This is a genomic window from Halomonas daqiaonensis (assembly GCF_900109725.1).
GTDB classification, from domain to species: domain Bacteria; phylum Pseudomonadota; class Gammaproteobacteria; order Pseudomonadales; family Halomonadaceae; genus Halomonas; species Halomonas daqiaonensis.
The window spans coordinates 36,924-57,553 of the sequence record NZ_FOBC01000008.1; the positions used below are offsets into that span (position 1 = coordinate 36,924).

Below are 20,630 nucleotides of genomic sequence, written 5' to 3' on the forward strand. Positions count from 1 at the left end.
GACGACGGCCGATGCATCCGCATCGGCCGTCGTCATAAGGCGGTTCGGGGCAAATCAGCCGCCCGCCAGCGCCTGGGCATAGCCAGTTACCACAACTCCGATGCCGAAAAACAGCACCAGTGCCATGACCAGATCGGGCTTGCGCTTCATTGTCGACTCCGTGGGAGACAGGACCGCGAGGGTCATGATGGAAGTTGTTATCTTGTCACCGCGGGTGGGAGCGGTAACGCAATGACTATAGGGCCTCCCTCCCACGTATGACAACCGGCAACCTTGGGGTGTTACATTTTTAAACACTCGGACGATCCAGGCTGCACGGTGAGTCAGCGCTCACTCGCCATCTCTAGGATTGGACAGCGTCAGGCCATGAAGAGGCGGTAGGCCGGGTTGTCGCTCTCCTTCCAGTAGCGATAGCCGATATCGTCGAAGTACTCCTCGACGTGGGTGCGGTCGCCATTGGGTACCTGCATGCCCACCAGCACCCGGCCATAGGCGGCCCCGTGATTGCGATAGTGGAACAGCGAGATGTTCCAGTCATGGGGCAGATGGGTGAGAAAGTTCATCAGCGCTCCGGGACGTTCCGGGAACTCGAAGCGGTAGACCTCCTCGTCGAAATGCTCCTTCGGCCGGCCGCCTCCCAGGTGACGAATATGCAGTTTGGCTAATTCGTTGTCGGTAAGGTCCTCCACCGGGTAGCCGGCGCCGCGTAGCCTGTCGATCACCGCCTGGCGGTCCTCGCCGCCGGGCTTCACCTGGACACCGACGAAGATGTGGGCCTTATCCGGGTCCGCATAGCGATAGTTGAACTCAGTGACCATCCGCTTGCCGATGGTGCGGCAGAACTTCTTGAAGCTGCCGGGCTTCTCGGGGATGGTCACGGCAAGGATCGCCTCGCGCTGCTCGCCCAGCTCGGTGCGCTCGGCGATGTGCTGCAGGCGATCGAAGTTGGTGTTGGCTCCGGAGTTGATGCAGACCAGCGTCTGGTGCTCGGCCCCGGTCTGCTGGATATACTTCTTGAGGCCCGCCAGCGAGAGCGCCCCGGAGGTCTCGGAGACCGCCCGTGTATCCTCGAAGATATCCTTTACCGCGGCACACATCTCGTCGGTGTTGACGGTGATGACGTCGTCGATCAGGTCGCGAATGATCGAGAAGGGTGCCTCGCCGATCTGGGCAACGGCCACACCCTCGGCGAAGACACCGACCTGGTCCAGTACCACGCGCTCTCCGGCAGACAGCGCCGCCTTGAGGCAAGCGCTGTCCTCGGACTCCACTCCGATCACCTTGATCTCGGGCCGCAGATACTTGATGTAGGCGGCCATGCCGGCGATCAGGCCGCCGCCGCCCACCGGCACGAAGATGGCATCGATCGGTCCGCCATGCTGGCGCAGGATCTCAACGGCAATGGTGCCCTGGCCGGCGATGACATCGATGTCGTCGAAGGGCGGGATGTAGGTGTAGCCGTGCTCGGCGATCAGCTCCTGGGCATGCGCCGCCGCCTCGGCGAAGGCATCGCCCTTGAGCACTACCTTGGCGCCCCGTGCTCGCACCGCCTGGACCTTGATCTCCGGCGTGATGCGCGGCATCACGATCACCGCCTTGACGCCCATCAGCTTGGCCGCCATCGCCAGCCCCTGGGCATGGTTACCCGCCGAGGCGGCAATCACGCCCTGGGCCTTCTGCGCCTCGCTGAGCTGGGCCATCTTGTTGTAGGCCCCACGGATCTTGAAGGAGTAGACCGGCTGCAGGTCCTCGCGCTTGATCAGGATCTGGTTGTTGAAACGGCGAGAAAGGAAGGGGGCCGGGGAGATCGGCGTTTCCCGGGCGGCTTCATAGACCCGGGCCTGGAGAATCTTCTTGACGGTAGCTTCGAGCATCCTGATATCCCAGAGGCGTGACGCGGGGCGGCAGATGTTGCTGCGCTGCAGAGAACCCCTATTGGTAGCATTGTGGCAGCCATGGCGTCCAGCACCTACCACCGGCATCGCCTATAATGGCGCGGCATTCGCCATCCACCCGACAGCGAGCACCACATGACCCAGGACGAACTCAAGGACGCCGTGGCCGCCGCGGCCATCGACGAGATCCGCCCCCGTCTCGAGCGCGACACCATCCTCGGCATCGGCACCGGCTCCACCGCGAACCGCTTCATCGACCGGCTGGCGGACCTGCGCCATGACTTCCGCGGTGCCGTGGCCAGCTCCGAGGCCAGTGCCCAGCGCCTGCGCAGCCACGGCATCGAGGTCTTCGAGCTCAACGAGGCCGGTACCGTGCCCTTCTACATCGATGGAGCCGACGAAGTAAACGCTCACTTCCACATGATCAAGGGGGGTGGCGCAGCCCTGACCCGGGAGAAGGTCGTCGCCGCCTGTGCCGAACGCTTCATCTGCATCGCCGACGCCTCCAAGAAGGTCGAGCGACTGGGACACTTTCCGCTACCGGTGGAGGTAATCCCCATGGCTCGCTCCTACGTGGCCAGGGAACTGGTCAAGCTGGGAGCCGAGCCGGTCTACCGCCAGGGAGTGGTTACCGACAACGGCAATCAGATCATCGACTGTTTCGAGTTCATGATCGACGATCCGGTAAGCATGGAGGCACGACTCAACGCCATCGTCGGCGTGGTTACCAACGGCCTGTTCGCGGCACGCGGTGCCGATGTGCTGCTGCTGGGCACCCAGCAGGGCGTCGAGCGCCTGCTGCCCACCTGATCAGCAGGTTGAAGTGATCACTTACTTCGCATGTAAAAGGCTTTTCAGGCCTTCCATAGTGCGCGCAAGGGCCCCACGGTTGTCAGCGACTACCCCACGGCCGGCCACGGCGAGACGTTGACACTCTTCTCGGTCGCCGAACAGGCGCAGCAGCTCGGCAGCCAGCGTCTCGGCATCATCGACCTCCACTAGGGCACCGGCCTCGCGCATTACCTCGGCCACATCCTCGAAGTTGGCCAGCGCTGGGCCGGTGAGCACCGGAATGCCCAGGGCGGCCGGCTCCAGCAGGTTGTGTCCGCCGATGGGCACCAGGCTGCCACCCACGAAGGCCAGGTCCGCAGCACCATAGAGTGCCAGGAGCTCGCCCATGGTGTCCCCCAGGTAGATGGCTGTTTCGTCTCCAGGCCACTCGTCGCGTGAGCGGCGCGACAGCCTCATCCCCGCCTGGCGGCACAGCGCAGCCACGGCGTCGAAGCGACGGGGATGGCGAGGCACCAGGACCAGTAACGCATCGGAAAGCCGCTCACGCAGGCGGGCATGGGCGGCAAGCACCTGCTCATCCTCGCCGGGGTGGGTGGAGCCAGCCACCCAGACCGGTCGAGGACCGAGCTTGGTTTGCAAATACTCACTTACCTTCTGGGCCTCTTCGCTTGGGCCGATATCGAATTTCAGAGAGCCCACCACCGAAGTACGTTCCCCCGACATGCCCAGGTCAGCGAATCGCTGGGCGTCGTCCTCGGACTTGGCCGCCAGCCAGGCCACATGGCTCAGGGCCTCCTCCATCAGCGGGCGCAATCGGTGATAGCCACGAAAGGCGCGGGGCGAGAGGCGGCCGTTGACCACCGCCACCGGCACGCCCGAGCGATCGCAGGCGGCCAACAGGTTGGGCCAGAGCTCGGTCTCGAAGAAGATGGCGAGTTCGGGCCGTAACCGGGCGACGAAGCGGCGGGCTGCGCCGGGGAAGTCCAGCGGAACGAAGTGATGACTCACTTCGCCTCTAACCCTTGAAATTTGCGGATTGCCGGCCAGCGCCAGCACCCGTTCGGCCCCGGTCGCCGTCATGGTGGTAATGACCAGGCGGTGATCGGGCAAGCGTTCACCGAGCGCCTCGATCAAGGGGTGGGCAGCCTGCACCTCGCCCACCGAGGCGCAGTGCAGCCAGAGTGTGCGTTCCACCATACCGGAAGGCGGGATGAGGCCCAGCCGCTCGCGACGCGGCCGCCCGGCCAGCTGCTCGCGCCAGACGCGATGCCAGATCAGCGGCGCGAGGAGGTAGAGGACCGCCGAATAGCCCCGACGGACCCAAGGGCGTGACACCGACATCAGGTCTCGCGATCGAGGATGGTGGAGATCATCGCCGTGGTGGAAACGCCATCCTCGAAGCCCAGCACCCTGACCTCGCCTCCCGCCGCGCGGACGGCCGCACCGCCGGCGATTTCCTCGGGGTGATAGTCACCGCCCTTGACCAGTACGTCCGGCAGCACCGCTTCGATCAGCCGCTGAGGGGTGTCCTCGCCGAAGGGCACCACCCAGTCGACGGCACCCAGGCCGGCCAGCACCTGCATGCGCCGCGCAAGGGGATTGATGGGCCGCTTGGGGCCCTTGAGGCGGCCAATGGAGGCATCGTCATTGACCGCCACCACCAGACGGTCGCCGAGGCGACGGGCCTGCTCCAGGTAGGCGACGTGACCAGCGTGCAGGATGTCGAAGCAGCCATTGGTCATCACCACCCGCTCGCCGCGGGCCTGGGCGGCACGCACGGCCTCGATCAGCGTCGGCTCCTCTATCACCCCGAACTCGGCCAGCTTGTCACCATGCAGGGCGGTATAAAGCTCGGCAATGGACAGGGTAGCGGTGCCGGGCTTGGCCACCACCAGGCCGGCGGCCAGGTTGGCCAGGGTCATCGCTTCGGCGAAGCCGTGCCCGGCCGCCAGCGCCAGGCCCAGCACGCCGATCACGGTGTCGCCCGCCCCGGTGACGTCGAAGACCTCGCGGGCCCGGGTGGGCAGGTGCAGCGGCTCGTGCCCCTCACGAATCAGCGTCATCCCCTTCTCGCTGCGTGTGATCAGCAACGCCTCTAACTCCAGCTCGGCGACCAGCGCTTCGCCCTTGGTGGAGAGCTCAGCGTCATCACGGCAGTGGCCTACCACCGTCTCGAATTCACCCAGGTTGGGGGTGATCACGCTGGCCCCACGATAGCGCTGGAAGTTGCTGCCCTTGGGATCCACTAGCACCCGCTTGCCGGCTGCCTTGACCAGCCGGATCAGTTCCTCGATCCGGTTCAGGGTTCCCTTCCCGTAGTCGGAGAGAATCACCAGATCGCAGTCGGGCAGGGCAGCCTCGACCTTCGCGAGCAGCCCGGTAGTGTCGACGTCGCCGAGCCCCTCCTCGAAGTCCAGGCGGATCAACTGTTGGTTGCGGCTCATCACCCGCAGCTTAGTGATCGTGGGAATACCCGGGCTGCGTTCAAAGTGAGTGCTCACTCCGACATCATCCAGCCGGGAAGCCAGCCGGTCGGCATTGTCATCGTCGCCGACCAGGCCTGCCAGGGCGGCATGAGCGCCCAGCGAGGCGATGTTGAGAGCCACGTTGGCGGCTCCGCCGGGGCGGTCCTCGGACTCATCGACCCGGACCACCGGGACCGGCGCTTCAGGCGAGATACGTGAAGTGCCGCCATGCCAGTAGCGATCGAGCATGACATCGCCCACCACCAGCAGTCGGGAGCGCTCCAGGGCCGTCAGATCAAGCTTCATCGGGGGACTCCATGTCCTGTGGTGTCTTGGGGAGGGCCAGCACGGCCTCTAGGCGCTCAATCACATCCTCGGCACGAATCAGCGACATCGCATCAGGGTGACGGACTCGCTGGCCCCAGGGGAGGTCCGCAGGCTCCTTGTGCATATAAGTGCGTACTGCCTCCGGATAGGCATCCACGGCATACTCTTGCCATAGATAGGGTCCAGTTCGGCGCAGATTGGAAGTGGCGTAAAGCCCCACGACGGGGTTATTCAATGCGTTGGCCATGTGTACCGGGCCCGAATCCGGCGCAATCACCGCCCGAGCGCCATCAACCAGCGCCAGCAACCCCTTGAGAGAGGTCTCGCCGATGACATCGATCACCACATCGTCGTCAGGACCGAGGGCCTTGATACGCTCTCCCATCTCACGCTCCCGGGTGCTGCCACCCCCGGTGAGCACCGTTATCAGCCCGTGCTGGCGCCAGGCATGCTCGATCACTGCCGCATAGCCTTCCGCGGACCAGTTGCGGAAGTTGCGCAAACGAATGCTGCTGCAAGGACTGATCAATAAGTAGGGAACTTCTCCGGTGATGCTCTTCGCCTCCTCGAAGGCAGCCTTGGGCAGCGGAAGGTCCCAGACCAGCGAAAGGTCCTCGACACCTAACAGGCGTGCGAAGTCCAGGAAGGACTCCAGCACATGGGCACGGGGATGGGGGGGCAACTGGCGATGGGTGAACCAGCGCTGGGCATCCTTGGCGCGAGCCTTGTCGTATCCTACCCGGATATCGGCCTTGAGCCCCAGGGAGAGCACGCTGGCGCGCAATGCCTGCTGCATGTGCAGCAGCACGTCGAAACGGGTATCGGCCAGTTCGCGCCACAGGGCGCGCATGCCGGTCAGCCCCGTCGTCTTGTCATAGACGACGAACTCGACCCCGGAGAGGCCCGCCAGTAGACTGTGCTCCGACTTACCGATGACCCAGGTGATCCGCGCCTCGGGCCACTGGCGCTGCAGGGCACGCACCGTCGGCACCAGGTTACAGACATCACCCAGGGCAGAGAGTCGCAGTACGCAGATATGCTGGGGTCGGGCAGGCAGAGGATGCTTCATGCGCTTGGCAACGTATCGAACGGGAAAGAGCATCATTCTATATGATGCTGACAGTGTATGTGACGCCGACTCGACGCCACAAATTGGCCCCGCCCTCCTCGACCCCTATGCCTGGCGCCAACGGGGGCTCGTCGTCGGCGAGGCGCCCGGCCGTGGTGTCAGCTTGTTTCTGGCTGTCGGCAAGGAAGAGTGGGTACTGCGCCCCTATCGCCGCGGCGGCCTGATCGCACAATTGAGCGAGCGCCGCTATGTCTGGACCGGCTTGCAGCGAACGCGCGCCTTTCGCGAGTTTCACCTCACCGCTGGCTTGCACGCCCAGGGACTTCCTGTGCCGCGCCCGGTTGCCACCGGCGTTACCCGACACGGCTTGGTCTACGAGGCCGCCCTGATCACCGTGCGCATTCCCGGTGCCCGTGCCCTGTCGGAGCTCCTGAAACGAGGCGATGCCGACGCCGCGCTGATCGAACGCGTCGGCGCCACCATCCGGCGCTTCCATAATGCCGGCCTGGATCATGTGGACCTCAACGCCCGTAACCTGCTGGTCGACACGGAGGGCAAAGTCTGGCTAATCGACCTGGACCGCTGCCGGCTTCGCCCGAAGGGCACCTGGCAAGCGGACAACTTAGAGCGGCTCGAGCGCTCCCTGGCGAAGTTCGGCGCCATCGAGGCCATGGCGACCATCCGTGACGGCTATGACGCTCCCTTCAAGGCGTCGGCATAGGCCTCCACCAGCTCCTGCACGTGAGCCTTCAGGGTAAAGTGAGCATTCACCTTCTGGCGAGCCGCTTCACCCAGGTGTTCCCTCAGTGCGGCGTCGCCAGTCAACTCGCCAATGGCATCAGCCCAGGCCTCCGGGTCATCCGGCGCAGCGAGACGGCCCGTCCCGTCATCAATGAGTTCAGGAATGGCTCCGCTGTCGGCACCAATAACCGCCTTGCCGGCGGCCATTGCCTCGATCACCGTCAGGCCGAAAGCCTCGTTGCGCGACGGCACACAAACAATGTCGATGGCCTCGAACAGCCTCGGCAGGTCACTCCTGAAGCCGGCGAAGGTCACCCTCTCTCCCAGGCCGAGTTCGGCAACCCGGCCGCGCAGTTCGGCAACGAAGGCCTCGCTACTGCCCTCGCCGGCGGTCAGTCCACCGATCAGCACCCCGTGCCATACCAATGCCGGATGACGCGCCGTGAGCCTGGCCAGTGCCTCAATCCAGACACCCTGCCCCTTGCCCGGCGTCAGCCGGCCTGCCAGGCCGATCGCCACAGCTCCCGGAGGAATATCTAGCGAGTCACGCAGTGCTTGCCGTTCGGTGTTGATGAGGCGCGGGACATAAGGTGCCGGATCGATGCCCAGATAGAGCCGGCGAATGCGCTCGGGTGGTAACGGGAAGGCCGTCAGGTTGCGCCGACGGGTCGCCTCGCTGATGGAAAAGAGGCGTCTCACCTTGCCATAGGCCCAGCGATGGTAGGGATCCTTCTTGGGCCGCGTGACCCCCATATGGTCGGTGAAGAAAAGCAATAGCGAGGGGCGCAGAGTCACCAGTAGCGCCCCTAGGCGCAGGTCGCTGGACTTGTGGCAATGCAGCACCCGAATGTCGTGGGCCTTCAGGTACCTGAGCAGTCGCCCCACCCGCAACAGTGCCTGGCCACGGGAGGCCATGGTCAGCGGCGTGATGCCGGCTTCGGCGAGACTCGCAGCGACCCGTGAGCCCTCCAGCGCCAGGCCGTGGACCTCCCACCCCTGTCGTCTAAGCTCGGGTATAATGCGCGGCGAATACATTTCAAGTCCGCCCCAGCCGCTCGAGAGGCAGATATGCATGACCTTGCGGAACAAGGGAGTCTCCTTTGCGGTTTCGGGGCCAGGGAGCTCGGATGATGACACAACGCTCTGCCGGTGACAGCGGCCATCCTCGCCTGTTGGTGGTTCGCAACGACAAGCTTGGGGATTTCATGCTCTCCTGGCCAGCACTGGCATGCCTCAAGGCCTCCGACGCGGCCCCTCATGTCAGCGCATTGGTTCCCTCTTACACCGCTCCCCTCGCCAGGCAGTGCCCATGGATCGATGAGGTGCTGATCGACCCGGGAGACGCAAGCGGCCGAGAGGGGCGCCGGGAGCTGCTCCACCGACTGCGTGAGGCAAGCTTCGACGCCCTGCTGACGCTCTTTTCCACGCCGCGCATCGGCCGGCTGGGTTGGCAAGCCGGCATTCCCTTGCGCCTGGCCCCGGCCACCAAGTGGGCCCAGCTATTCTATAATCGACGTATCGTGCAGCGCAGGTCACGCTCCAAAAAACCGGAATACCTCTACAACCTGGAGCTGGCCGAAGCCCTACTGAAGGAACTCGGGCTCAAGGTGCCGGTACGTCCCGAGCCGCCCTACTGGCCGCTTCCCGACGGTACCCGCAAGGCGCAGCGGGAGCGCATTGCCGATGAACTGGGCCTGGAAACTTCGCGCCTCTGGCTCTTCCTGCATCCCGGTAGCGGCGGCTCAGCGGTGAACCTCTCCCTCGAGCGCTATGCAAACCTGGTGCTGGCCGTGGAGGCGCAACTAGCCGAGGCTAGCCGCCACGCCCCGATCTGGGTGCTCACCGCCGGCCCCGGCGAGGGGGCCGCGATCGACTTTCTCCGCACGCGACTCCTCGACAAATCGGTAACAGCTCACCTGCTGCCACCCCGCCATGGGCTCGACGACTTTGCCCTAAGCCTGTCGGCCGCCGACCTGTTCATCGCCGGCTCCACAGGCCCTTTACACATTGCCGGCTGTCTGGACCGCCCCACCGCGGGCTTCTATCCAGCCAGACGTTCTGCCACCCCACTGCGCTGGCAGACCTGCAATGCCGAAGCGCACAGGCTGGCTTTCTGCCCGCCCCCAGGCGCCGGCGAGCGCGACATGGACAGCATCGACATAGAGGCCGCGGCGGGCCGGATCGCCGACCACCTGCGCCACTTCCCGACCTGCGAGACGACCCCATGACGCCGATCACCGGAATCATCATCACCCTCGACGAAGCGGACAACATCGCCAACTGCATCTTCTCGCTAAATACCGTCTGTGACGAGATTATCGTCGTGGACTCAGGCAGCCAAGACGACACCGTCGCGATTGCCGAACGCGAGGGTGCCACTGTCATCCATCAACCCTATCTCGGTGATGGGCCCCAGAAGGCTTTCGCTGTCCCTCTAGCGCGCAACGACTGGATTCTCGCCCTAGATGCTGACGAACGACTCGAGGACGATGCCGTCTCTGCCATTCGATCACTGGCACTGGATGATCCCGACAAGGCCTATCGCTTCAATCGCCGAAACTTTGCCGGTCACCACTGGGTCAAGGCAGCTGGCTTCTATCCGGACCCCGTAACACGACTCTACAACCGCACCACCTCAGGTTATCTGCCGAAGAAAGCACACTCTTCCGTGCGTGCTCCAGAAATCCTGGATACGGGGGGCCATATCCGGCACTTCACTTACCGGGACCTCTCTCACTGGATCATCCGCATCGATCAACTCTCGAGCCGAGACGCCTGGGCAATGAAGCAGAGAGGCAAAGGGCCCTCCCGCTACCGCCCTACCTGGCATGCACTGAGCGCCATGTTGAGAAAGCTGATCTTCAAGGGAGGGCTTTTTCAGGGTGCGGATGGCATGACCGTAGCCGTGACTACCGCCTTTCACGCCTACATGAAGTACGCCAAGCTCAACGAGCTCCATGAGAAGGAGCGGTCAGGCCATCAGGGCACATCTGACTAACTGATACCGTGCTCCCGATCTCGATCGTGATGAGCCAGCATTAAAGTTGCCGTGCCATCGGTCAATGGAACAGGAGGGGAGTGATAGATTGACAGCCATCTTGGCAATGACGCCTCCCAGACTCATCGGTACATTCGCCACCTGACCCTTGGTAAGCTGGTGCCGAACTCTCCTCAGTGTCTCTTTCATGCTCAGCCGTTTCTTGCCGCCCCTACTTCGCCAGCCCCGCTGGTGGGCCCTGCTCTTCATCGGGTTGTGGCTCGGTTTCACCGTGGCGACCCTGACGCGCCTTCCCACTTGGGGCCTCGTGCCGGTCGCGGGGGGATGGCTGTTGCTGGCCCGCTGGTTGCGCTGGGGGGCACCATCGCGCCCGCGCCCCGAGCGCAGGATCTGGCCCTGGTCGTTATTACCGCTCGCCTTGTGGGGGCTCTACGTCTATCTCGCCGATAGCTTCGGCATGGTCGATCTCGGCGCGGTATTCTTCCATCTCCAGGCAGGCATGGAGGAACATGGCGGCGGTGATCGCATCGCCGCCGCCATCCTCTACACCTTAAGCATGCTCGTGCTGCTGGCCTCTTTTACCTGGCTGGTCCGGGTCGATTATCGCTGGCGTCGAGTGGAGCGTCTGCTGGCCATGGCCCTGCTGGCAGGCAACCCCATGCTCTATGGGATGGGTCAACGCGGCGCAGCTCTCGTCACCGAGGATGGTGCCTGGCTGGAGCGCCAGTATGTCGAGCCGATCATTCTCGACGCCCCTCGTAAGCTTCCTAACCTCCTGCTGCTCTATCTGGAGAGTATCGAGCGCACCTACGCTGACCGTGAGCGCTTCGGAGATGCCTATGCTCACCTGGAAGCCCTGGGCGAGAAGGCCGTAGTCTTCGATGGGGTGCGCCAGGTCGATAACACCGGCTGGACCATGGCCGGCATGATCGCCAGCCAGTGTGGCACGCCGCTGATGCCGGCCGGCCTGCTGCACGATAGCCAATTCGAGCCCCTGGGCAAGGTAGTGCCGGGCGTCGATTGCCTGGGTGATCTACTCGCCGATCGAGGTTATACGCTGTCCTACATGGGCGGAGCCAGCACCCGCTTCGCCGGCAAAGGGACGTTCTATCGGGGCCACGGCTTCGACAGGATACTGGGGCGGGAGGAGCTGGAGCCACGGCTCGAGAAGCCCGACTACGTCAACAGCTGGGGCCTGTATGACGATACGCTGTATGACCTCACCGTCGAGGAGGTCCGCCGGCTCGAGCGACAGGAAGGCCCCTGGGGGCTGGTCAGCCTGAGCATCACCGGCCATGCTCCCAACGGTTACCCGGCTCGCGAGTGCCGACAGCGCCAAGGCGAGTTTGACGGCGTGGATATCCTCTATTCGGTAGAGTGCTCAGCCTGGCTTGTTCGTCGATTGATCGAAAGACTCGAGGATGAAGGTCTGCTGGAGAACACACTTGTAGTGATCGCCAGCGACCACCTGACCATGCGCGTCTCCGCTTGGGAACAACTGGTCGCCGGGGAACGAGATAATACCTTCATACTGTTGAGTGAGCAGCTCGAACCACGCCATTTGGATGTCGAGGCATCGACCATGGATATCCTACCCACGGTACTCGAGGCCATGGGATTCGTCATTGATTGGCATCGTGCTGGGCTGGGCGTCTCACTGCTCTCCGATGAGCCGACCCTGGTCGAGGAGCACGGGCTGGATGTACTCAATGCCCGCCTGAGAGAAGAAACGGCCCTCCAGGAACGACTGTGGGAAGGACTGGCGCCTCCGCAAGGGCCACCGCCACCTACCGAACCGTTCACCGAGCAGGTCATCGAGACCCCCAAGGACGAGGCGGCAGAGGCGCCCGAGGTATTTCCCTAACCGGCGGACTCCAGCACGGCCCGCAGGACCCGTTCGGGCATGAGCTGATTCAGGCAGTTGGTATGCCCTAGCGGGCAGGTGCGCTGGAAACAGGGCGAGCAGTCGAGGCCGAGATAGTGTACCTCGGCATTCTCGGTCAATGGCGGCGTATAGCCGGGAGACGACGACCCATAGATGGCCTGTATGCGGGTCCCTACTGCGGCCGCAACATGCATCAGCCCCGAGTCGTTGGTCACCACCTGCTGACAGTCACCCAGCAGGTCGACCGCATCCGCCAGCCGCGTCCTGCCGCACAGGTTGTGGGTATGGGGAAGCGCGTCGGCAATCACCTCGCCGGCATCCACGTCCTTGGGACCACCCAGAACACGGACCTCGAACCCCTCCACCACCAGCAATCTCGCCAACTCCCGAAAATACGTGAGTGGCCACTGTTTGGCAGGGCCATATTCTGCCCCCGGCATCATGCCGATGGCCGGGCGTGACGAGAGTCCCAATTCGACTCGGCGCTCGACCAGGTTCTCGGTATCCAGGCGCAGTTTGGGACGGTGAATGGGGAAGTCTCCCCGAGCGGCTTCCTCCGCCGGCAGGCCCAGGGCCACGAAGCGCTTCACGGTCTGGTCCAGCACCGTCTTGTCGAGTCGCCTGCGGTCGTTGAGCAGCCACAGTCGCTGCTCGCCGGTGAAGCCGGTGCGCAGGGGAATTCTCGCCAGGAAGGGCACCAGCGCTGACTTCCAGGAGCGTGGCAGCACGATGGCATGATCGAAACGCCCCTGAAGCGAGCGGGCCAGATGTCGCCGTGTGGCCAGGCCGAACTGGCCGTGTCCTACCTCGAGGCAGGCTACCTCGTCGACTTCATCCATCCGTTCGAGGATCGGCCTCGACCAGGCGGGAGCCACCACCGTAATCCGGCTGCCCGGCTGCCTCGCCTTCAAGGTCATGAACAGGCTCTGTGCCATGACCATGTCGCCGACCCAGGAAGGGCCCACCACCAGGATGCGAGGCTCCCCTGCTGAGGCCGGCGTCTGCCGCGCCTCAGCCATTCAGCCACTCCAGGTACTCGCGTACTCCTTGGGCCACGGTGCGGAACTCGCGATCGTAGCCAGCCTCGCGCAGGCGGCTGATGTCGGCACGCGTATAGCTCTGATAGCGCCCCTTGAGTTCCTCGGGGAAGTCGATGTATTCGATCCTGCCGCGACCATAGTAGTCGACCACGGTCTCGCCAATGGCCTTGAAGGGCTCGGCGCGTCCGGTACCCAGGTTGAATATGCCAGAGGCCTCGGGGTGATCCAGAAACCACAGGTTGACGTCCACTACGTCACCCACATAGATGAAGTCACGGCTCTGCATGCCAGCTTCATAGCCATCCCAGGCACCGAACAGCTTCACGTTCTGACCGGCGCTGATCTGGGTATGATGGTGATAGGCGACGCTGGCCATCTTGCCCTTGTGCTGTTCCCGAGGCCCGTAGACATTGAAGTAGCGGAATCCCACCACCTGGCTGGTGAAGTCATCGTGGCGAGCGCGAACGTACTGGTCGAACAGCAGCTTCGAGTACCCATAGACGTTGAGCGGCTTCTCATGTTCCGGGGCCTCGAAGAACACCTCGCTGCCACCGTAGGTGGCCGCCGAGGAGGCGTAGAGGAAGGGAATGCCCTCACGCTGGCAGAAGTGCAGTAGCTCCTTGGAGTACTCGAAGTTGTTTTCGAGCATGAATCGACCGTCCCACTCGGTGGTATCCGAGCAGGCGCCCTCGTGGAAGATGGCTTCGATGGGCGGCAGGTGCGACCGCTCGCCATTCATCGCCGCCCTCACCTGGGCGAGGAAATCCTCCTTGTCCAGATAGTCGCCGAGGGTGCAGTCGGCCAGATTCACGAATTTGGTACCATCGCTGAGATCATCGACCACCAGTACATCGTCGCGGCCGCGGGCATTGAGTGCCTTGACTAGATTAGAGCCGATGAAACCGGCCCCGCCTGTCACTACGATCATGGGAATCCTCTCGTCTCCGGGCCTGCGCCTATAACCGATCTTCCGGTGATTGTATACTTGACGGCTCGTGAATTCATGGCCAATGGTGCTTCCGAAATGACTCTCTCCACATCCCCGTCGACGCCAGACGTGGCAACCTTCCAGGGCCTGATCCTCGCCCTGCAGCAGTACTGGGCCGATCAGGGCTGTGTGATCCTCCAGCCCCTGGATATGGAAGTGGGCGCCGGCACCTTCCACACTGCCACCTTCCTGCGTTCCATCGGCCCCGAGACCTGGAATGCAGCCTATGTGCAGCCCTCCCGGCGCCCCACCGATGGCCGCTACGGCGAGAATCCCAACCGCCTGCAGCACTACTATCAGTTCCAGGTGGTGATGAAGCCCTCTCCCACGGATCTTCAGGATCTCTACCTGGGCTCCCTGAAGCACCTGGGGCTCGACCCGCTGGTCCACGACATCCGCTTCGTCGAGGACAACTGGGAGTCCCCCACCCTCGGAGCCTGGGGCCTGGGCTGGGAGGTCTGGCTGAACGGCATGGAGGTGACCCAGTTCACCTACTTCCAGCAGGCCGGCGGGCTGGAGTGTTTTCCGGTCACGGGAGAGCTCACCTACGGCCTGGAGCGGATCGCCATGTACCTGCAGGATGTCGATAGCGTCTACGACCTGGTATGGACGGTGGCCCCGGATGGCAGTCGCGTCACCTACGGCGACGTCTACCTGCAGAACGAACGCGAGCAGTCGGCCTACAATTTCGAGCACGCCGACGTCGACTTCCTCTTTGCCTCCTTCGACCATCAGGAGCGCGAGTGCTCCAAGCTGCTGGATGCCAGCCTGCCGCTGCCCGCCTACGAGCAGGTGCTCAAGGCATCTCACACCTTCAATCTGCTGGATGCTCGCCACGCCATCTCGGTCACCGAACGCCAGCGCTATATTCTGCGCGTGCGCACCATGGCCCGTGACGTGGCCCAGGCCTACTTTGACTCGCGCAAGGCCGCCGGCTTCCCGCTGGCCCCCGAGGCCCTGCGCCGCGAACTGCTTGCCGAACAGGGAGACGCTTGATGGCTGCCAATACCCTACTGGTCGAACTCGGCGTCGAGGAGCTGCCACCGGGCGCCATCGATGACCTCTCTGACGCCCTTGCCGAGGGCATCCGACGGGGCATCGTCGAGGCCGACATCGACTTCGGCGAAGTCCTCGCCCATGGCGGTCCGCGCCGCCTGGCCATCCAAGTGCGCGAACTGGCGGACAAGCAGCCCAACCGCGAGGTCGAGCGCCGTGGCCCGGCCCTGGCCGCCGCCTTCAAGGATGGTCAACTGACGAAAGCCGCCGAGGGCTTCGCCCGCTCCTGCGGCGTCGGCGTGGACGAGCTGATCCACCTGGAGACCGACAAGGGCACCTGGCTGGGTTACCGCGAGCAGCAGCAGGGCGAAGCCACCACGGCCCTGCTCCCCGCCATCGTCGAGAAGGCCATCGGCGCCCTGCCGGTGCCCAAGAACATGCGCTGGGGTGCCTCCCGGGTGGAATTCTCCCGTCCCGTCCACTGGCTGGTGATGCTCTATGGTGACGAGGTCGTCGAGGCCAATGCCCTGGGCCTGCGGGCAGGACGCACCACCCGCGGGCACCGCTTCCATGCGCCGGAGCCCATCGAGATCGCCCACGCCGACGATTACCTCGGCGCCCTGGAACAGGCCTGGGTGCTGGCCGACCGCGACAAGCGCCGCGAGCGCATCCGCGAACAAGTGCTGGCCGAGGCCGAGGTCCAGGACGCCACGGCGGTGATCGACGAGGAACTCCTCGTCGAGGTAAGCGGCCTGGTGGAGTGGCCCGTGGCCCTGACCGGCAGCTTCGACGCGCGCTTCCTCCAAGTGCCCGCCGAGTGCCTGATCTCGTCCATGAAGGCCAACCAGAAGTACTTCCACCTGCTCGACCACGAGGGTCGCCTCAAGCCGCTGTTCATCACCATCGCCAACATCGACAGCCACGAGCCGGAGCAGGTCATCCAGGGCAACGAGAAGGTGATCCGTCCGCGCCTGGCCGATGCCGCCTTCTTCTACGACACCGACCGCCGCCGCCCGCTGGCGGAGCGGGCCCCGGAACTGGCCGGCGTGGTCTTCCAGAAGGCCCTGGGTACCCTGGCCGACAAGGCGCATCGCAGCGCCGCCGTGGCGGCCTTCATCGCCGGTCGTATCGACGGTGACGTGGCCCAGGCACGGCGCGCCGCTGAGCTCGGCAAGTGCGACCTGGTCACCGAGATGGTCCTCGAGTTCCCGGAACTCCAGGGCATCATGGGACGCTACTACGCCGCCAACGACGGCGAGGCCGCCGAGGTGGCCCAGGCCCTCGAGGAGCAGTACCTGCCGCGCTTCGCCAGCGACGCGATCCCGCAGACGCGTACCGGCCTGGCGCTGGCGCTGGCCGATCGGCTCGATACCCTCACCGGCATCTTCGGTATCGGCCAGCGCCCCAGCGGAACCAAGGATCCCTTCGCCCTGCGTCGCGCCGCCATCGGGGTTATCAACATCCTGGTCAAGGGTAAGCTGGCCCTCGACCTGCGTGAGTTGCTTGAGCTGGCCGCAGCGCAGCATCAGGAGCTGCCTTACGCTGAGGGGCTGGTGGACGAGGTGCTCACCTACATGCTCGACCGGTTCCGTGCCTGGGCACAGGACGAGGGGATCGATACCGAGGTCTACCTCGCCGTGCGTGCCCGTCCGGTGACCCAGCCCCTCGACTTCGCGCGCCGCCTGCGTGCCGTCCAGGGCTTTTCTCGCCGTGAGGAGGCCGCGGCCCTGGCCGCCGCCAACAAGCGGGTCTCCAACATCCTGACCAAGCAGCAACACGACGGTGCCACCGAGGTGGAACCCGGACTGCTCCATGAGTCCGCTGAGCAGTCCCTGTACGAGGCCCTGGCGTCGCACCGCCAGGCGGTGATGCCTCTCTTCGCTGAGGCGCGCTACAGCGAGGCCCTGGACGCCCTTGCCGGATTGCGCGAGCCCGTGGACACCTTCTTCGATCAGGTCATGGTCATGGCCGAGGATCCCGCCGTGCGCCGCAACCGCCTGGCCCTGCTCGCCGGCCTTCAGGCGCTCTTCCTGGAGGTGGCGGACATCGCCCTGCTCCAGCAGTAATCCGAGTATCAGCTGAAACCCAGGCCGGCGAGCGATCGTCGGCCTTTTTCATGGCCCGAGCCCACTGTTCCACGTGAAACACTATCGCGCTTTGAGCGTCCGTCTCAGGCCTGATGGCACCGTCTGTTATAGCGTCAATGTCAGTTCTCGGCACTCTTGGCAACTGGAACGCTCTGCTTGGCCGCTTGGCAGGCGATGTTCCACGTGAAACACTCAGCTTCTAAGACCATCTCCGAAAAGGAATGACCAACATGCTCGCAGCCGAACGGCTCGTGATCCTCGACCGCGATGGCGTCATCAATCGGGACTCAGAGGCGTACGTGAAGTCCCTGGCCGAGTGGATTCCCTACCCTACCGCCATCGAGGCCATTGCACGGCTCAGTTGTGCCGGCTGGAATGTGGCCGTTGCTACCAACCAATCCGGGATTGCCCGCGGCTACTATGATATGCAAGCCCTGGAGGCCATGCATGACCGGCTCCGCGAACTGGTTCAGAAGGCCGACGGGGAGATCGCTTATATCGCTTACTGCCCCCATGGGCCAGATGATGGCTGCCAATGCCGCAAGCCTGAGCCTGGCTTGCTGGAGGAAATTCGACAGGGATTGTCCTTGAATAGTCTCGAAGGGAGCTGGCTGGTCGGCGATAGTCTGCGCGACCTGCAGGCAGCCGAGGCCATGCGCTGCCGACCAGTTCTTGTCCGCACCGGCAAGGGTCGTCGGACGGAGCAAAAGGGCGAAGGGCTGGACAGCGCGATGATCTTCGATGACCTGTCAAGCTTCGTGGACTGGCTGCTGGCACAGGAATCCAGCTACTAGCAAGGCACACACCGGCCAGGAAATTATTATACGTAATGCGACAAGGCCAGCCTTCGCGGCTGGCCTTGTCGTCGTTGCCACTCTTCAGGCAGCGTGATGTTTCACGTGGAACATGCGACCGAGCGCATTAGATATCGAGATTTGCCACCAAGGCATAGCGTTCGATGAAATCGCGCCTTGGTTCAACCTCGTCGCCCATCAGGGTATTGAACATCATGTCGGCGGCGACAGCGTCCTCGATGGAGACACGCAGCATACGCCGGGTATCCGGATTCATGGTCGTCTCCCAGAGCTGATCAGGATTCATCTCGCCCAGCCCCTTGTAACGCTGGATGGAAAGGCCACGCTGAGCCTCCGCCATCAGCCACTCCAGGGCATCATAGAAGGTCGAAACGGGCTTGTGTCGCTCGCCACGGGCCACGTAGCTGCCCTCTTCCATCAAGCCATCCAGCGTCTCGCCGAGCTCTGCCATGGCGCGATAGTCGACACTGGTGAAGAACTCGATACCCCACACATAGTCGGTGGTAACACCATGCGCCGTCAGCGACACCGCCGGCAGGTAGACGCCGCGCTCATTCTCCTCCTCGAGACGGAAGGTATAACGCGGCCCACCTTCATAGGAGACCAGCGCGTCCATCTCGGCCTGCAGGTACTCAATCCAGTTCTGCATGGTGACGTGATCGCGCAGGCTCTCCTCGCCGTCGAGCTGCGCTGCATGGACGATCTTGCGCAGCACCACATTGGGATAGACACGCGACAGGCGATCGATACGCTTCATCACGTCACGGTACTGGTTAACAAGGGCTTCTAGTTGGGCACCGGCGATGCCGGGCGCATCTGCGTTGACATGCAGCCGGGCGCCGTCCAGTGCCGTCGTCGTCAGGTAATCGATCATCGCCTGCTCATCCTTGAGGTAGAGCTCCTGCTTGCCGCGCTTGATCTTGTAGAGCGGCGGCTGGGCGATGAAGACATGGCCTCGTTCGATCAGCTGCGACATCTGGCGAAAGAAGAACGTCAGCAACAGGGTGCGGATGTGCGAGCCATCCACATCGGCATCGGTCATGATGATAATCGAGTGATAACGCAGCTTATCGGGATCAAACTCCTCCCGGCCGATACCGCAGCCCAGGGCCGTGATCAGGGTGCCGACCTCGGCCGAAGAGAGCATCTTATCGAAGCGCGCCTTCTCGACGTTAAGGATCTTTCCCTTGAGCGGCAGTATCGCCTGGGTGCGACGATCCCGCCCCTGCTTGGCACTGCCGCCTGCCGAGTCACCCTCGACTAGGAAGAGCTCGGATAGGCTGGGGTCCTTCTCCTGGCAGTCCGCCAGCTTGCCGGGTAGACCCGCGATATCCAGAGCACCCTTGCGACGGGTCATGTCACGCGCCTTGCGAGCCGCCTCACGTGCTCGGGCCGCATCAAGCATCTTGTTGACGATGGCCTTGGCCTCGTTGGGTTTCTCGATCAGGTACTCCGAAAAGAGTCGCCCCATCTCCTGCTCAACCGCGGTCTTCACCTCCGAGGAGACCAGCTTGTCCTTGGTCTGGGCTGAGAATTTCGGATCCGGCACCTTCACGGAGATGATCGCGGTCAGACCCTCACGGGCATCGTCACCGGAGGTGTTGACCTTGGCCTTCTTGAGGAGACCCTCGGCCTCAATATAGTGATTCAGCGAGCGAGTAAGGGCAGCGCGGAAGCCGGCCAGATGAGTACCGCCATCCCGCTGGGGGATATTGTTGGTATAGCAGAAGATGTTCTCGGAGAAGGTATCGTTCCATTGCATGGCCACTTCTACGCCGACCCCATCCTCGCGTTCGGCATTGAAATGAAATACCGGATTAAGCACCGTCTTGTTGGTGTTCAAGTGGTTGACGAAGGCCTTGAGGCCACCATCGTAATGGAACAGTTCCTCTTTTCCGCTACGCTCATCCATAAGGCGGATGGCCACGCCAGAGTTGAGGAAGGAGAGCTCTCTGAGCCGCTTGGCCAGGATATCGTAGTGGAACTCGATATTGTGGAACGTCTCGGTCGAGGGGCGAAAATGCACGCGGGTGCCGCTCTTCTCGGTCTTGCCCACCACCGCCAGCGAGGTCTCAGGAACACCATGATGATAGATCTGCTCGTACACCTGGCCCGCACGCCAGATCGTCAGCTTCAGCTCCTCGGACAGGGCATTGACGACGGATACCCCCACGCCGTGCAGGCCGCCGGATACCTTGTAGGAGTTGTCATCAAACTTCCCGCCAGCATGCAGCACTGTCATGATCACCTCGGCCGCTGACACGCCCTCCCCCTCGTGGATATCGGTCGGAACACCACGACCGTTGTCGGTGACGGTCACCGATTCATCGGGGTGGATGATGACCCGGATCTCGCTGCAGTATCCGGCCAAGGCTTCATCGATGGAGTTGTCCACCAGCTCGAACACCATATGGTGCAGACCCGTACCGTCATCGGTATCTCCGATGTACATGCCCGGCCGCTTGCGTACGGCATCCAGCCCCTTGAGGACCTTGATGCTCGATGAGTCGTAAGCCTGTTCGCTCATTGACT

Annotated in this window: 16 protein-coding genes; 8 read left to right on the plus strand and 8 right to left on the minus strand. The window is 63.5% G+C overall.

Annotated features, from left to right (window positions below):
- Positions 1 to 359 precede the first annotated feature (359 nt).
- Positions 360 to 1,874 (minus strand): threonine ammonia-lyase, biosynthetic, encoded by a 1,515-nt coding sequence (gene ilvA / locus BMY30_RS08100; protein WP_089712396.1) that lies wholly within the window; start codon positions 1,872 to 1,874, stop codon positions 360 to 362.
- 156 nt (positions 1,875 to 2,030) lie between these two features.
- On the opposite strand from ilvA, the gene rpiA reads away from it, so the two are divergent.
- Complete coding sequence (gene rpiA / locus BMY30_RS08105; RefSeq protein WP_089712398.1) at positions 2,031 to 2,705, plus strand: ribose-5-phosphate isomerase RpiA; 675 nt, start codon at positions 2,031 to 2,033, stop codon at positions 2,703 to 2,705.
- Positions 2,706 to 2,726: 21 nt separating this feature from the next.
- Here the strand turns inward: rpiA and waaA are convergent, their stop codons facing one another.
- The 3 genes from waaA to BMY30_RS08120 are packed head-to-tail and all read right to left on the minus strand — an operon-like array spanning position 2,727 to position 6,548.
- Entirely contained in the window at positions 2,727 to 4,028 is a 1,302-nt protein-coding gene (waaA, locus tag BMY30_RS08110) for a lipid IV(A) 3-deoxy-D-manno-octulosonic acid transferase (RefSeq protein ID WP_089712399.1), read from the minus strand.
- Positions 4,028 to 5,458, minus strand: a complete 1,431-nt coding sequence (hldE, locus tag BMY30_RS08115; protein WP_089712402.1) for a bifunctional D-glycero-beta-D-manno-heptose-7-phosphate kinase/D-glycero-beta-D-manno-heptose 1-phosphate adenylyltransferase HldE — start codon at positions 5,456 to 5,458, stop codon at positions 4,028 to 4,030. The genes waaA and hldE overlap by 1 nt, the downstream gene beginning before the upstream one ends.
- Positions 5,448 to 6,548, minus strand: coding sequence for a glycosyltransferase family 9 protein (locus BMY30_RS08120; RefSeq protein WP_089712404.1), 1,101 nt, complete (start codon positions 6,546 to 6,548; stop codon positions 5,448 to 5,450). Before BMY30_RS08120 ends, hldE begins: the two co-directional genes overlap by 11 nt.
- Before the next feature lie 82 nt (positions 6,549 to 6,630).
- On the opposite strand from BMY30_RS08120, the gene BMY30_RS08125 reads away from it, so the two are divergent.
- On the plus strand, positions 6,631 to 7,269 hold the full coding sequence (locus tag BMY30_RS08125; RefSeq protein WP_425283430.1) for a 3-deoxy-D-manno-octulosonic acid kinase: 639 nt from the start codon (positions 6,631 to 6,633) through the stop codon (positions 7,267 to 7,269).
- On the opposite strand, the gene BMY30_RS08130 is transcribed toward BMY30_RS08125, so the two are convergent.
- Entirely contained in the window at positions 7,239 to 8,378 is a 1,140-nt protein-coding gene (locus BMY30_RS08130; RefSeq protein ID WP_244516158.1) for a glycosyltransferase family 4 protein, read from the minus strand. The genes BMY30_RS08125 and BMY30_RS08130 overlap by 31 nt on opposite strands.
- A gap of 38 nt (positions 8,379 to 8,416) precedes the next feature.
- On the opposite strand from BMY30_RS08130, the gene BMY30_RS08135 reads away from it, so the two are divergent.
- From BMY30_RS08135 to BMY30_RS08145, 3 genes are all read left to right on the plus strand, one after another.
- Positions 8,417 to 9,517, plus strand: coding sequence for a glycosyltransferase family 9 protein (locus BMY30_RS08135; RefSeq protein ID WP_244516159.1), 1,101 nt, complete (start codon positions 8,417 to 8,419; stop codon positions 9,515 to 9,517).
- Positions 9,514 to 10,287: a glycosyltransferase family 2 protein gene (locus BMY30_RS08140; protein ID WP_089712408.1), complete on the plus strand. Its 774-nt coding sequence runs from the start codon at positions 9,514 to 9,516 to the stop codon at positions 10,285 to 10,287. Before BMY30_RS08135 ends, BMY30_RS08140 begins: the two co-directional genes overlap by 4 nt.
- 187 nt (positions 10,288 to 10,474) lie before the next feature.
- Positions 10,475 to 12,151: a sulfatase-like hydrolase/transferase gene (locus BMY30_RS08145; RefSeq protein WP_089712410.1), complete on the plus strand. Its 1,677-nt coding sequence runs from the start codon at positions 10,475 to 10,477 to the stop codon at positions 12,149 to 12,151.
- On the opposite strand, the gene waaF is transcribed toward BMY30_RS08145, so the two are convergent.
- Both waaF and rfaD read right to left on the minus strand, forming a co-directional pair.
- On the minus strand, positions 12,148 to 13,191 hold the full coding sequence (gene waaF, locus BMY30_RS08150) for a lipopolysaccharide heptosyltransferase II (RefSeq protein WP_089712413.1): 1,044 nt from the start codon (positions 13,189 to 13,191) through the stop codon (positions 12,148 to 12,150). The two genes, BMY30_RS08145 and waaF, sit on opposite strands and share 4 nt — an antisense overlap.
- Positions 13,184 to 14,140, minus strand: a complete 957-nt coding sequence (rfaD, locus tag BMY30_RS08155) for an ADP-glyceromanno-heptose 6-epimerase (RefSeq protein ID WP_089712415.1) — start codon at positions 14,138 to 14,140, stop codon at positions 13,184 to 13,186. The genes waaF and rfaD overlap by 8 nt, the downstream gene beginning before the upstream one ends.
- Before the next feature lie 96 nt (positions 14,141 to 14,236).
- Between rfaD and glyQ the strand changes: the two genes are divergently transcribed.
- The 3 genes from glyQ to gmhB all read left to right on the plus strand — a co-directional run bounded on the left by glyQ (position 14,237) and on the right by gmhB (position 18,077).
- Positions 14,237 to 15,196 carry a glycine--tRNA ligase subunit alpha gene (gene glyQ / locus BMY30_RS08160; protein ID WP_089712417.1) on the plus strand — a complete coding sequence of 320 codons (960 nt, stop codon included), beginning with the start codon at positions 14,237 to 14,239 and terminating at the stop codon, positions 15,194 to 15,196.
- Positions 15,196 to 17,262, plus strand: a complete 2,067-nt coding sequence (glyS, locus tag BMY30_RS08165) for a glycine--tRNA ligase subunit beta (protein ID WP_089712419.1) — start codon at positions 15,196 to 15,198, stop codon at positions 17,260 to 17,262. Before glyQ ends, glyS begins: the two co-directional genes overlap by 1 nt.
- A gap of 251 nt (positions 17,263 to 17,513) precedes the next feature.
- Positions 17,514 to 18,077 carry a D-glycero-beta-D-manno-heptose 1,7-bisphosphate 7-phosphatase gene (gmhB, locus tag BMY30_RS08170; protein ID WP_089712421.1) on the plus strand — a complete coding sequence of 188 codons (564 nt, stop codon included), beginning with the start codon at positions 17,514 to 17,516 and terminating at the stop codon, positions 18,075 to 18,077.
- Between the two features lie 127 nt (positions 18,078 to 18,204).
- Here gmhB and gyrB read toward each other — a convergent pair whose 3' ends face one another.
- Complete coding sequence (gene gyrB / locus BMY30_RS08175) at positions 18,205 to 20,625, minus strand: DNA topoisomerase (ATP-hydrolyzing) subunit B (protein WP_089712423.1); 2,421 nt, start codon at positions 20,623 to 20,625, stop codon at positions 18,205 to 18,207.
- Positions 20,626 to 20,630 lie beyond the last annotated feature (5 nt).